The sequence below is a fragment of the Proteus vulgaris genome, from assembly GCF_023100685.1.
GTDB lineage: Bacteria > Pseudomonadota > Gammaproteobacteria > Enterobacterales > Enterobacteriaceae > Proteus.
On sequence record NZ_CP090064.1, the window covers coordinates 290,411 to 304,734 of the forward strand.

Sequence of the window (14,324 nt, forward strand, 5' to 3'; positions counted from 1 at the left end):
GGAAGGAACAGAATGACAGATGAAACAGTAAAATCACTGGCAGAAGAGATTCAGACACCGGTTGAACGTTTGGTACAGCAGTTTGCTGATGCCGGTATTAAGAAGACCGTCTCTGATTCTGTCTCCCAAAAAGAGAAAGAAACCTTACTGGCTTGGTTGAATCGTGATAAAGACGTCTCAACCAACCAACCAGAAAAGTTAACGTTACAACGTAAAGTACGTAGTACGTTAAGTGTTCCTGGTACAGGTGGCAAAAGTAAATCAGTAGCCATCGAAGTCCGCAAAAAACGCACTTATGTGAACCGTGACGCCGTTGAAAAAGCGCAAGCGGATGAGCAAGCTCAGCGTGAAGCGGAAGAAAAGGCGCATCGCGAAGCCGAAGAAAAAGCCCAGCGCGAAGCACAAGAGAAAGCACAGCGCGAAGCTGAAGAAAAAGCAAAACGTGAAGCTGAAAAGGCAAAGAAAGACGCCGAAGAAAAAGCGAAACGTGAAGCTGAAGAAGCAAAACGTGAAGCAGCGGAATTAGCTAAGCGCGAAGCAGCGGAAAAAGATAAAGTGAAACAAAACGATAAACCAAAAGCTGATAAAGCAGCAGATCAGGAAAAAGCACGTCGCAATGCTGAACAGGCTGAACTGAAGCGTAAAACGGAAGAAGCACAGCGCCGTAAAGCAGAAGAAGAAGCACGAGTTGCAGCAGAAAAAGCACGTCTTTTAGCTGAAGAGAATGCTGAAAAATGGACTGCTGAACCTAAAGCACCAGAAACTGAAGGCTCAGACTATCATGTAACAACATCACGTTATGCTCGTGATGCAGAAGATGAAAGTGATGCTGAAGTTGAAGGTGGCCGCGGTCGTGGTCGCAATGCCAAGGCTCCTCGTCCTAAGAAAAACAACCGCCATTCTGAAAAAGCAGATCGTGAAGAAGCACGTGCTGCTGGTCGTACTAACAAGAAAGGTAAACGTAAAGGTAGCTCATTACAACAAGGCTTCAATAAGCCAGCAGCTGTTGTAAACCGTGATGTTATTATCGGTGAGACTATTTCTGTTGCTGAACTTGCTAACAAAATGGCAGTAAAAGGGTCTGAAGTTATCAAAACCATGATGAAAATGGGTGCTATGGCAACCATTAACCAGGTTTTAGACCAAGAAACTGCACAGCTTGTTGCTGAAGAAATGGGTCACAAAGTTATCTTACGTCGTGAAAACGAGTTAGAAGAACAAGTCATGAGTGATCGTGATACTGGCGAAGAAAGTGCTGTATCTCGTGCACCGGTTGTGACTATCATGGGTCACGTTGACCACGGTAAAACATCATTACTGGACTACATTCGTTCAACGAAAGTAGCATCAGGCGAAGCGGGTGGTATCACCCAGCATATCGGTGCTTACCACGTTAAAACAGATAAAGGTGAAATCACCTTCCTAGACACCCCAGGTCACGCCGCGTTTACTTCAATGCGTGCTCGTGGTGCTCAGGTAACGGATATCGTTGTTCTGGTTGTTGCGGCAGATGATGGTGTAATGCCACAAACTATCGAAGCAATCCAACACGCAAAAGCTGCAAACGTACCCGTTGTTGTTGCTGTGAACAAAATCGATAAACACGAAGCTGATCCTGATCGCGTGAAAACTGAACTGTCTCAATATGGCATCCTGCCAGAAGAGTGGGGCGGTGAAACTCAGTTTATGCACGTATCTGCAAAACAAGGTTTAGGTATTGACGAACTGCTGGATGCGATTCTTTTACAAGCTGAAGTTCTTGAACTGAAAGCAGTTAAAGAAGGTATGGCAAGCGGTGTTGTTATCGAATCTTACCTCGATAAAGGCCGTGGCCCTGTGGCAACTATCCTTGTTCGTGAAGGTACGCTGAATAAAGGTGATATCGTTCTGTGTGGCTTCGAATACGGTCGTATTCGTGCAATGCGTAACGAATTAGGCCAAGACGTTCAATCTGCTGGCCCATCAATGCCTGTTGAGATTTTAGGTCTGTCTAACGTTCCTTCTGCAGGTGATGAAGCAACGGTTGTTCGTGATGAGAAGAAAGCGCGTGAAGTTGCATTATACCGTCAAGGTAAATTCCGCGATGTTAAACTGGCTCGTCAGCAGAAATCTAAACTGGAAAACATGTTTGCTAACATGGAAGAAGGTAAAACTTCTGAACTGAACATCGTTCTGAAAACGGACGTTCAAGGTACTTGTGAAGCGATTACTGATGCATTAGTTAAACTGTCTACTAACGAAGTTAAACTGAAAATCATCGGTTCTGGCGTAGGTGGTATCACTGAAACTGATGCAACATTAGCGGCTGCTTCTAACGCAATTATTCTTGGTTTCAACGTTCGTGCAGATGCATCTGCTCGCCGTATTATTGAACAAGAAAGTGTTGATTTACGTTACTACTCCGTTATCTATAGCCTGATTGACGAAATCAAACTGGCAATGAGTGGTATGTTGGCACCTGAATATAAACAAGAAATCATGGGTCTTGCAGAAGTCCGTGATGTGTTTAAATCACCGAAATTCGGCGCGATTGCGGGCTGTATGGTGGTTGAAGGTAACATCAAACGTAATAACCCAATTCGTGTTCTACGTGATAACGTGGTTATCTACGAAGGCGAACTTGAGTCACTACGTCGCTTTAAAGATGACGTCAACGAAGTGCGTAACGGCATGGAATGTGGTATCGGTGTGAAAAACTACAATGATGTTCGTGTTGGCGACATGATTGAAGTCTTCCAAGTTATCGAAATCAAACGTTCTATTGATTAATCTAGTACGTCTTGTTTTAAAAGGGAGCTTAACGGCTCCCTTCTTATTCCCTTCTTTGCTGTATTCTCTTTTATTTTCCTCTTCATTTTTCAACATAACCGAAATAGATTGGCTTTCAGTAATTTATGAAAGTGAGATAACAGGGTAAAATAGCAACAAAGAAACATTTTATTTCTAAAGAAAGAAATCAGAGAAAGCGGTTGTTAAATACCACTTCATGTATACTCTTTAGATATCATTGATTTTAGATCTGAATTAATAGTGACAATCAGGGCAATACCCTATTGTCAGGGAGAGATAAAATGGCAAGAGATTTTAGCCGTAGTCAGCGTGTTTCTCAGGAAATGCAAAAAGAAATCGCCATCATTCTACAACGTGAAGTAAAAGATCCTCGTATTGGAATGGCCACTGTATCTGGCGTTGAAATTTCTCGCGATTTGGCTTACGCCAAAGTGTTCGTCACCTTTTTAAACTTATCTGGTGGTGAAAAAAGCGAAGAAGAGATGGTTGAAGATGGCTTAACTGCCTTGAATGAAGCTGCGGGTTTTATTCGTTCATTATTAGGTAAAGCAATGCGTTTACGTATTGTGCCAGAACTGACATTTGCTTATGACAACTCATTAGTTGAAGGTATGCGCATGTCTAATTTAGTTTCTAATGTCGTTAAAAACGACGAAGAGCGTCGTCATAAAGAGGAAGAATAATGGGGCGTCGTCGTAAGGGGCGTGAGATTAACGGCGTATTGCTACTCGATAAACCCCAAGATATTTCCTCTAACGACGCACTCCAAAAAGTCCGCCGTATGTTTAATGCCAGTAAGGCAGGGCATACGGGGGCATTGGATCCTTTAGCAACAGGTATGCTACCTATTTGTTTAGGTGAAGCGACGAAGTTTTCACAGTTTCTATTGGATTCGGATAAGCGTTATCGTGTTATTGCCCGCTTAGGCCAACGAACAGATACTTCTGATGCACATGGTGAAGTTATCCAAGAGCGCCCAGTGCAATTTACGCAGCAAGCTTTAGACGATGCCTTAGAGAGCTTTCGTGGTGAAACATTGCAAGTTCCTTCAATGTACTCTGCTTTAAAGCATCAAGGTAAACCGCTTTATGAATATGCAAGACAAGGCATAGAAGTTGAGCGAGAAGCAAGACCGATTACTGTTTATGAACTCCAGTTTATTCGCTGGGAAGGCGACGAATTAGAACTAGAAATTCATTGCTCTAAAGGAACGTATATTCGCACAATCATTGATGATCTTGGTGAGAAATTACAATGTGGTGCCCACGTTATTTTCTTACGCCGATTAGAAGTTGCAGATTATCCTAAAGAGCGAATGGTAACGTTAGAGCAATTAAGAGCGATGATAGAAAATGCACAAACTGCACAAGAAGATCCTTTCGCGGCACTTGATGCACTGTTATTGCCTATGGATACCGCTGTGGCCGATTTTCCTGTTGTGAATTTAACCACGATCATTGCGGGTTATCTCAAGCTAGGACAGCCTGTTCGCGTTAATCATGATATCAATGAAGGCGAATGGGTGAGAGTAACTGAAGGTGATGAAAAAAAATTCATTGGCCTTGCTATCATTAAAGATGGCCTAGTTGCTCCGAAAAGAGTCGTTGTAGACTATAGCGCACAAGATAACACTTAATAGCAATCTTGCGCTAAAAGTGTTTGAAGCGTAGAATAATGCGGCTATCTGTTTAGGTGGCTGAGTTGGATAGCTGAATTAGAGATTGGCTATCCTAAAAATTTTAATTTAATTGGAGTTTATTATGTCTCTAAGTACTGAAGCGAAAGCAAAAATCGTTGCTGAATTTGGTCGTGATGCTAACGATACTGGCTCAAGCGAAGTTCAGGTTGCACTGCTGACTGCAGAAATCAACCACCTGCAAGGTCACTTTTCAGAGCACAAAAAAGATCACCACAGCCGTCGTGGTCTGCTGCGTAAAGTTTCCAGCCGTCGTAATCTGCTGGACTACCTGAAACGTAAAGATGTTGCTCGTTACTCTGCACTGATTGAACGTTTAGGTCTGCGTCGCTAATCAAGTGAGTTTCAGTGGAAAGGGGCCTGTTGGCCCCTTTTCTACTAGAAAGTGCTATTTTTAATATTAGTCGTTATGTTTTAATGTGGTGATTGTTATTTAGTCTCTCTAGTTACGACAATTCGCGCGGCTAATGAAAGTATTTATTGCTAATAAGTGGTCAATATTTTCATTAGTCGCGAGGGGACGTAGCGGAGAAAAGATCATTCATCGTCGCTAAACATCTGGCGACAATAAGATAAAGGATATTATTTTGCTGAATCCTACAGTTCGTAAATTTCAATACGGTCAACATACGGTTTCAATCGAAACGGGTATGATGGCTCGTCAAGCAACAGCTGCTGTTATGGTTGACATGGACGGCACCGCTGTTTTTGTTACCGTTGTTGCAAAGAAAAAAGTTAAAGCTGGTCAAGATTTCTTCCCATTAACAGTGAACTACCAAGAGCGTTCGTACGCTGCTGGTCGTATCCCAGGTAGCTTCTTCCGTCGCGAAGGTCGTCCAGGTGAAGGCGAAACGTTAATTGCACGTTTAATTGACCGCCCATTACGCCCATTATTCCCAGAAGGTTTCTTAAACGAAATCCAAATCGTTGCTACTGTTGTTTCTGTTAACCCACAAGTTAACCCAGATATCGTTGCAATGATTGGTGCTTCCGCTGTATTAGCTCTGTCAGGTGTTCCATTTAATGGTCCTATCGGTGGTGCTCGTGTTGGTTTCATCGATGGTCAATATGTTCTGAACCCAACTGTTGATGAGCTGAAAGTGAGTAAATTAGACTTAGTGGTTGCAGGTACTGCAGGCGCTGTGCTGATGGTAGAATCAGAAGCTGATTTATTATCAGAAGAAGAAATGTTAGGTGCAGTGGTATTTGGTCATGATCAACAACAAGTTGTGATTGAAAATATCAATGCATTAGTTGCTGAAGTCGGTAAAGAAAAATGGGATTGGGCACCAGAAGCCGTTAACCAAACTTTACACGATCGCATTGCAGAATTAGCGCAAGCACGCATCGGTGATGCATACCGTATCACTGAAAAACAAGAACGTTATGAACAAATCGAAGCAATTCGCGATGAAGTTGTTGCAACGTTATTAGCTGAAGATGAAACCTTAGATGAAGGTGAAATCAACGATCTATTCTCTAGCTTAGAGAAAAACATTGTTCGTGCTCGTGTATTAGCAGGCGAACCTCGTATCGATGGTCGTGAAAAAGACATGGTACGTGCATTAGATATCCGCACAGGTTTATTACCACGTACTCACGGTTCAGCACTGTTTACACGTGGTGAAACACAGGCTTTAGTGACTGCGACATTAGGTACTGCGCGTGATGCTCAAACTATTGATGATATCATGGGTGAGCACACTGATACCTTCTTACTGCATTATAACTTCCCTCCATATTCTGTTGGTGAAACAGGTATGATGGGCTCACCAAAACGTCGTGAAATTGGCCATGGCCGTTTAGCAAAACGTGGTGTGTTAGCGGTAATGCCGACTATTGAAGAATTCCCATATACTGTTCGCGTGGTTTCTGAAATCACTGAATCAAATGGTTCATCTTCAATGGCGTCTGTATGTGGTGCTTCTTTAGCACTGATGGATGCGGGTGTACCAATTAAAGAATCTGTTGCTGGTATTGCAATGGGTCTGGTAAAAGAAGGCGACAACTTTGTTGTTCTTTCAGATATTCTGGGTGATGAAGACCATTTAGGCGATATGGACTTTAAAGTTGCGGGTAGCCGTAACGGTGTCAGCGCATTACAAATGGATATCAAAATCGAAGGTATCACACGTGAAATCATGCAAGTTGCGTTAAACCAAGCGAAAAGCGCACGCCTGCATATTTTAGGTGTTATGGAAGATGCAATTAGCCAACCTCGTGCTGATATTTCTGAATTCGCACCACGTATTCATACAATTAAAATTAATTCAGACAAAATCAAAGACGTTATCGGTAAAGGTGGTTCAGTTATCCGTGCATTAACGGAAGAAACGGGCACAACTATCGAAATCGAAGATGATGGTACTGTGAAGATTGCTGCAACAAGCAATGAGCAAGCTAAAATGGCAATTGCTCGTATCGAAGAAATCACAGCTGAAGTTGAAGTGGGCCGTATCTACAACGGTAAAGTAACTCGTATCGTAGATTTCGGTGCGTTTGTTGCTATCGGTGGCGGTAAAGAAGGTCTGGTTCATATTTCTCAAATCGCAGATAAACGCGTTGAGAAAGTGAGTGATTACTTGGAAATGGGTCAAGAAGTTCCAGTTAAAGTGCTGGAAATTGACCGTCAAGGCCGTATTCGCTTAAGTATGAAAGAAGCTCAAGCTAATCAGCAGGAAGCAACAGAAACTTCTTCTGAAGATTCTGCGAATTAATGATATTCTACTACCGATATCTAGACATAGGTATCGGTAGAGATTTATTATGATTGACAAGTAGGACGTCCAGAACGCTTTTTGTTGAAAGGTCTGACTTTGGGAGTGAGAAATGAAAACATTTCTGCGCGGTTGTTCTATTGCTGTTTTCATCTTTATTTCCGGATGCAGCACTAGTCCAGAATGGCGTCAGAATGCGATTTTCGCCACTCCATTACAACCTTCTTTACAACAAGAAGTGATATTGGCTCGTATAGAACAAATTCTTGCGAGTCGCTCATTAACCGAAGATGAATACGCACAGCTTTTATATGAGCGTGGTGTGCTGTATGATAGTCTCGGTTTACGAGCTTTAGCGCGTAATGATTTTTCAATGGCGCTATCAATAAGACCAGATATGCTGGAAATTTTTAATTTTCTAGGTATCTATTTTACGCAAGCAGCGAACTATGATGCTGCTTATGAAGCGTTTGATTCTGTTTTAGAGCTTGATCCAACTTACAATAATGCGCGTTTTAATCGTGGTATCGCTTTATACTACGGTGGCCGATTGAAATTGGCGCAGGATGATCTGCAGGCGTTTTATCAGGTCGATCCAAATGACCCCATTCGTTCGCTTTGGTTATATCTTGTCGAAAAAGAGATAAACACTGATTTAGCTAAACAACAGTTAAAACAGCGATACCAGCAGGCGGATAAAACGGGGCAATGGGGATGGAATATAGTTGAGTTTTATTTAGGTAACATTAATGAAAAAGCATTAATGTCAAAACTACGTGAAGCCTCAACCGATAACACTTCGCTCGCTGAGCATCTTAGTGAAACTAACTTCTATTTAGGTAAGTATTACCTAAGTCTGGGGGACATGGATAGCGCAGAAGCGTTATTCAAGCTGACGGTTGCCAACAACGCACATAACTTTGTTGAGCACCGCTACGCATTGTTGGAATTAGCACTGTTAGGCCAACAAGAAGACCTAGCGGAATCGGACCAGCAATAGCTGACGAACATTTCTCTGATCAGTTTGAAAGCCATCATCTGCATAGGATGAGGGCTTGTTTGTTCGTTTAATAATATAATTTGAGCCAGTTCACATTTTAGATGATAAAGACCGACAAACCATGCGGTATGTTATGTCAACTGGCTGCCATAATGAATGAGGCACAGTGACATGACTACTGAAACCGATATGACTTTTGCTGATCTAGGTTTATCAGCACCTATTTTGACTGCACTGAATGACTTAGGCTACGAGAAGCCTTCTCCAATTCAGCAACAATGTATTCCTTTCCTTTTAAACGGCAATGATGTTTTAGGTATGGCACAGACTGGTAGTGGTAAAACCGCTGCATTTAGCCTGCCGTTATTACACAATCTTGATGAATCATTAAAAGCACCACAAATTTTAGTTTTAGCACCAACTCGCGAACTTGCTGTTCAGGTTGCTGAAGCCATCGAAGATTTCTCTAAGCATTTACCAAAAGTAAATGTAGTTGCACTGTATGGTGGTCAGCGTTATGACGTTCAATTACGTGCATTACGCCAAGGGCCACAAGTGGTTGTAGGCACACCTGGTCGTTTATTAGACCATTTAAACCGTGGCACATTAGATTTATCTAAACTGAAAGGCTTAGTTTTAGATGAAGCTGATGAAATGTTACGTATGGGCTTTATTGAAGATGTTGAAAATATCTTAAGTAAGATCCCAGCTGAACACCAAACTGCGCTGTTCTCTGCAACAATGCCAGAAGCTATTCGTCGTATTACACGTCGCTTCATGAATGATCCTAAAGAAGTTCGCATTCAAAGCAGCGTAACAACTCGCCCAGACATCAGCCAAAGTTACTGGATGACATTTGGTGCGCGTAAAAATGAAGCATTAATTCGTTTCTTAGAAGCGGAAGATTTTGATGCGGCGATTATTTTCGTGCGTACTAAAAATGCAACATTAGAAGTTGCAGAAGCATTAGAACGTAATGGTTATAACAGTGCAGCATTAAATGGTGACATGAACCAATCACTGCGTGAGCAAACATTAGAGCGTTTGAAAAATGGTCGTTTAGACATTTTAATCGCGACTGATGTTGCAGCTCGTGGTCTTGATGTTGACCGTATCAGCCTTGTTGTGAACTATGATATCCCAATGGATTCAGAATCTTATGTTCACCGTATTGGTCGTACTGGCCGTGCTGGCCGTGCTGGTCGCGCAATTTTATTCGTTGATAATCGTGAACGCCGTTTACTGCGTAATATCGAACGTACAATGAAGATGACTATTCCTGAAGTAGAACTGCCAAATGCAGAACTTATCAGCCAACGTCGTCAGGAAAAATTTGCACAGCAAATCGCTCAGCAATTAGAAACAAGCAACCTTGACCAATATCGCGCTCTGTTACCTAAATTAGCGCCACAAGGTGAAGAAGCGTTAGATATGGAAACACTGGCTGCGGTATTACTGAAAATGGCTCAAGGTGAGCGTGCGCTTATCCTGCCACCAGATCCAGTTCGTCGCCCTCGTCGTGAATTTAACGATCGTGATGATCGTCGTCGCGGTGATAACGATCGTGAACGTGCTCCTCGCCGTGAACGTCGTGATGCTGGTGAAATGGATTTATACCGTATTGAAGTAGGTCGTGATGATGGTGTTGAAGTTCGTCATATCGTGGGCGCAATTGCTAACGAAGGCGATATCAGCAGCCGTTACATTGGTAATATCAAACTGTATGGTTCTCACTCAACTATCGAGTTACCAAAAGGTATGCCAACTGACTTATTAGGTCACTTTACACGTACACGTATCATGAACAAACCACTGAATATGCAATTAGTGGGAGATGCTCAATCTCAACCTTTCCGTGAACGTCGTAATAACAGCCGCCGTGATGGTCAACCACAAGGTGGTCGTCGTTTTAACAATGGTGATCAACCACAACGTCGTGGTAATAACGACCGTGGTGGCGAACGTAGTAACGATCGTGGTGGCGAACGTAGTAATGATCGTGGTGGCGAACGTGGTAACTTCCGTAGTCGTAACAACGAAGGTACTCCACGTCGTCGTAGCAGCTCTCATAATCAATAAGAGCCTATAATCAACTCAATGTTAATTGAGCTGATGATAAAAAATCGAAACCAGTCAATGAACATTGGCTGGTTTTTTTATGCTTATTTAAATGATATAAAATTTATTACATCGAATTTTTATCAATATAAAAAATAGACATATTTATGAAAAGTAATTGGCTAGAATTACGTTGTATCCAACAAAATAATGATACTTGTGCTGACTTTAATTTTTATATTGATGGCAGAGCACTTGATGAATGGCTTCAATAGCAGGATAGAAATCCCCAATTAACATTCGACTATGAGAGAAATCACGCTCTACAGACGCATCTTTTTGGGTGTGAATATCACGAATTTCAATACGGTTTTTATAAACTTTAATATAAATAGGTTCCATCCTATTTTTTCCTTATATAAATAATTAGCTTAAGCCAATTGCTTCTTTTAACGGTTTTAGATATCGACGGCTAACAGGAATTTGGCTGTTATTGTGTAAGATCAGTTCAGCTTGCCCATTATCACCAAAAATAATCTCATTAACATAATCCATATTCACTAAATATTGGCGATGGCAACGAACTAATTGTGTGCGTGTTTCTAATGTACGTAGTGTTAATTCAGTAAAACCTTCTTGGCCTTGATTATTCGTGACATAAACACCACTAAGTCTTGATGTAGCAAATATGGCTTCATCAATTGGCATTAACCAAATACGGCTATGCCCAGTACATGGAATGCATTTTAAGCGTTCTTCTGGAGGAGTTAATAAATCAATATTTTGCTTATTACCTTGGCGTAAACGGTTTAATGTTTTTGTGAGACGCTCTTGCTCTAAAGGTTTGAGTAAATAATCAAAAGCATGTTCTTCAAAGGCTTGGATCGCATATTCTTCAAATGCAGTTAAAAAAACAATATAAGGGCGATGTTCAGGATCAAGCATTGTGACCATTTCAAGTCCAGTAATGCGAGGCATTTGAATATCAAGGAAAACAACATCAGGTTTTTTACGATGTATTTCACCTATGGCTTCAATAGCATTACTGCATTCACCAACAATATGAATATCCTTTTCAACTTCAAGTAAACAACGTAAATTCTCACGAGCCAGTGGCTCATCATCAACGATTAATATATTCATTGTTATGTAACGTTATCCATGCTTTTTTCTAGAGGTAAGCAAATTTTCACCTTTGTATATTCATCAGCTTGGCATTCGACTAAAACACCATAAAGCTCGCCATAGCGTAATTTTAATCGCTTATCCACCAGCCTCATGCCTAATCCTAATTCATGGGAAGGAGATTGAGGTCGATAAAGCCCCGCATTATCACAGATTTCAATAATGATCAGATGGTGCTCTTGGTGCGCCCTAATTGTAATCTTTCCAGTGTCTAATAACTGTGATGTTCCATGTTTAATTGCATTTTCGACCATCGGCTGAAGCGAAAAAGCAGGTAAACGAGCATTGGTTAACGTTTCTGGAATATGAATATCAATTTGTAAACGATCTTGGAAACGGGCTTTTTCAATTTGCAGATAAGCATTTACATGTTCAATTTCATCACTTAATGTCACAACTGCTTCAGGTCTTTTTAAATTTTTACGAAAGAACGCTGAAAGAAATTGGACTAATTGTTTTGCTTGTTCACTATCACGGCGAATAACGGCTTGTAGTGTATTTAACGCATTAAAAAGAAAATGTGGATTTACTTGTGCATGTAGAAGTTTAATCTCTGATTCTAAAAGTGATTGCTTATTTCGCTCATATTGCCCTGCCAGAATTTGTGCAGATAATAAACTGGCTATACCTTCTCCTAAAGTACGGTTAATTGAACTAAACAGGCGATTTTTAGCTTCATAAAGTTTTATTGTCCCAATGACTTGATTATTTTCACCTCTTAGCGGAATAACTAAGGTTGATCCTAGCTTACAATGAGGAGAAAGTGTGCAACGGTACGGTGTTTCATTACCGTCAGCATAAACAACTTCATTATTATTAATTGCCTGTTTCGATTGTTCTGATGAAATAGGCGTACCAGGTAAATGGTGATCGGCGCCAATACCAATAAAGGCGAGTAGTTTTTCTCTGTCAGTAATAGCAACAGCACTGACTCTTAATTCTTGATAAATGACTTTTGCAACTCGAGTGCTATTATCTTGATTAAATCCTTTACGCAAAATACCTTCGGTACAAACGGCAATTTTTAATGCTTGTGCTGAGAAAGCGCTGGTGTATTTTTCAAATATTGCCCGTCTATCTTGTAATATTCTAATAAACATTGCCGCACCAATAGTGTTTGCAACAATCATAGGCGCTGCAATATCCTTAACTAAGGCAAGAGCTTCATTAAACGGTCGGGCTAATAATAAAATAATACTCATCTGTATTATTTCGGCAAAGAAGGTTACTGCAGCCGCAGTCCATGGATTAAATATCCGATGCATTTGGCCACGTTTGACATAATAGCGGTGAACTAATCCACCAATTAACCCCTCTGCGATAGTTGAAACCATACAACTTAGTGCGGTCATGCCTCCGAGAGAATAACGATGTAATCCCCCGGTAAAGCCAACAAGAAAGCCGACATATGGGCCGCCGAGTAATCCTCCTAAGACAGATCCAATCGCGCGCGTGTTAGCAATAGAGTCATTAATATGTAACCCAAAATAGGTGCCCATAATGCAAAAAATAGAGAAAATGACATAGCACATCAACTTATGAGGGAGTTTTATCGTGACCTGTAAAAGTGGCGTAAATAGTGGTGTTTTGCTTAAAAACCAAGCAATAATTAAATAAACGCACATTTGCTGTAATAACAGCAATATAAGATCAAATTCATACATAGGTGTTGAGTACCGTTCTCTTTTTTATCTGATTAATATAAAAAGTTCAGATAAAACGGGGCTATTAATTAGGCGATAAAGTTTGATATAAGAGTAACTTAATCGCGCTTTCAAAGAAAATATTCCTTTGCGTCAGTGATCTGGCGCACAAAATTCTTAAAGAAATTCTGAGTTATTGTGTAATATAACTCTGTCAGTGAGTGTTCTACTTCACTATTAAGGTCTAATCGTTATATGAAAAAAAGAGCCATTTATCTTATTTTATTAATGCTAATACTAATTGCATTAGCCGTACTTTTCCGCGCGCATAATCAATATTTATTACTGCAAGGGGAAGTCGATGCACCAGAAGTGATTGTTGCCTCAAAAGCTAAAGGTCGTGTAATTGAGCGCCATATAGAGCGAGGTGATGATGTCAAAGCCGGGCAATTAATGATCACATTAGAAAGCCCCGAACTTAACGCACAAGTTGCGGCACTCGAAGCTGCCAAAGCACAAGCACAAGCTCAATTAGATTTGTCACTACATGGCACAAGAGAAGAGAGCATTCGTAATTTAGAAGCGGTGTTATCTCAAGCCAAAGTAGAAGCCAGTAATGCGACACGAGATTATCAGCGTATTAGCGCTGTGGCTAATCAAGGTTATGTCTCAGCAACTGAACTGGATAATGCACGCCGTAGTCGTGATGTTGCATCACAACGAGTAAGAGCTGCCCAAGCAGAATTAGATGAAGCTAAAAATGGCGATCGCATTGAATTACGTCATAAATACATGGCTGCGGTACAACAAGCAGAACAACAACTTATCGAGCTGAAGATCCAACAAGACGATTTACAAGTGAAAGCACCTGTTGATGGTGAAGTTGGGCCAATTCCGGCAGAAATAGGTGAGCTTTTTAATGCTAATAGCCCACTCGCGACACTGATTCGTATTCCTGATGCTTATTTTGTTTATAACCTGCGTGAAGATATATTAGCGGATATTCGCAAAGGTGATCGCATTACTATCATGGTTCCTGCACTGGGCAACAAAGAAGTCGAAGCGGAAATTCGTTATATCGCTCCTATGGGTGACTACGCAACAAAAAGAGCGACAAGAGCAACGGGTGATTTCGATTTAAAAACGTTTGAAATTCGACTGTATCCTGTGACACCGATTGAGGGACTACGTCCTGGTATGAGTGCGTTATGGCGCTGGGATAAATAAGGGCGAAT

11 protein-coding genes are annotated in these 14,324 nt (G+C 41.1%); 8 read left to right on the plus strand and 3 right to left on the minus strand.

Features of this window, described 5'->3' with window-relative positions:
• The first annotated feature begins 12 nt into the window (after positions 1-12).
• The 7 genes from infB (at position 13) to LW139_RS01515 (ending at position 10,282) form a co-directional block, all read left to right on the plus strand.
• Positions 13-2,769 carry a translation initiation factor IF-2 gene (infB, locus tag LW139_RS01485; RefSeq protein ID WP_072069567.1) on the plus strand — a complete coding sequence of 919 codons (2,757 nt, stop codon included), beginning with the start codon at positions 13-15 and terminating at the stop codon, positions 2,767-2,769.
• A gap of 302 nt (positions 2,770-3,071) precedes the next feature.
• Positions 3,072-3,473 carry a 30S ribosome-binding factor RbfA gene (rbfA, locus tag LW139_RS01490; RefSeq protein ID WP_109408501.1) on the plus strand — a complete coding sequence of 134 codons (402 nt, stop codon included), beginning with the start codon at positions 3,072-3,074 and terminating at the stop codon, positions 3,471-3,473.
• Positions 3,473-4,426, plus strand: coding sequence for a tRNA pseudouridine(55) synthase TruB (truB, locus tag LW139_RS01495; protein ID WP_166540299.1), 954 nt, complete (start codon positions 3,473-3,475; stop codon positions 4,424-4,426). Before rbfA ends, truB begins: the two co-directional genes overlap by 1 nt.
• A gap of 124 nt (positions 4,427-4,550) precedes the next feature.
• Positions 4,551-4,820, plus strand: a complete 270-nt coding sequence (rpsO, locus tag LW139_RS01500) for a 30S ribosomal protein S15 (protein ID WP_166540300.1) — start codon at positions 4,551-4,553, stop codon at positions 4,818-4,820.
• A gap of 253 nt (positions 4,821-5,073) precedes the next feature.
• Positions 5,074-7,203, plus strand: coding sequence for a polyribonucleotide nucleotidyltransferase (pnp, locus tag LW139_RS01505; RefSeq protein WP_166540301.1), 2,130 nt, complete (start codon positions 5,074-5,076; stop codon positions 7,201-7,203).
• A 112-nt stretch (positions 7,204-7,315) separates the two neighbouring features.
• On the plus strand, positions 7,316-8,203 hold the full coding sequence (gene nlpI / locus LW139_RS01510; RefSeq protein ID WP_109394665.1) for a lipoprotein NlpI: 888 nt from the start codon (positions 7,316-7,318) through the stop codon (positions 8,201-8,203).
• Between the two features lie 171 nt (positions 8,204-8,374).
• A complete protein-coding gene (locus tag LW139_RS01515) occupies positions 8,375-10,282 on the plus strand; it encodes a DEAD/DEAH family ATP-dependent RNA helicase (protein WP_227336304.1) in 1,908 nt (635 codons plus the stop codon).
• A gap of 207 nt (positions 10,283-10,489) precedes the next feature.
• On the opposite strand, the gene LW139_RS01520 is transcribed toward LW139_RS01515, so the two are convergent.
• From LW139_RS01520 to LW139_RS01530, 3 genes are read right to left on the minus strand one after another with little or no spacing between them, the layout of a single operon-like run.
• The gene (locus LW139_RS01520; protein ID WP_166540237.1) at positions 10,490-10,663 is read right to left on the minus strand and encodes a hypothetical protein; all 174 of its coding nucleotides are present in this window, start codon (positions 10,661-10,663) and stop codon (positions 10,490-10,492) included.
• 24 nt (positions 10,664-10,687) lie between these two features.
• Positions 10,688-11,404 (minus strand): two-component system response regulator BtsR, encoded by a 717-nt coding sequence (gene btsR, locus LW139_RS01525; protein WP_036939320.1) that lies wholly within the window; start codon positions 11,402-11,404, stop codon positions 10,688-10,690.
• A gap of 2 nt (positions 11,405-11,406) precedes the next feature.
• A complete protein-coding gene (locus LW139_RS01530) occupies positions 11,407-13,110 on the minus strand; it encodes a sensor histidine kinase (protein ID WP_109408506.1) in 1,704 nt (567 codons plus the stop codon).
• Between the two features lie 234 nt (positions 13,111-13,344).
• Here LW139_RS01530 and LW139_RS01535 point away from each other — a divergent pair, with 234 nt between their 5' ends.
• The gene (locus tag LW139_RS01535) at positions 13,345-14,316 is read left to right on the plus strand and encodes an HlyD family secretion protein (protein ID WP_166540303.1); all 972 of its coding nucleotides are present in this window, start codon (positions 13,345-13,347) and stop codon (positions 14,314-14,316) included.
• Positions 14,317-14,324 lie beyond the last annotated feature (8 nt).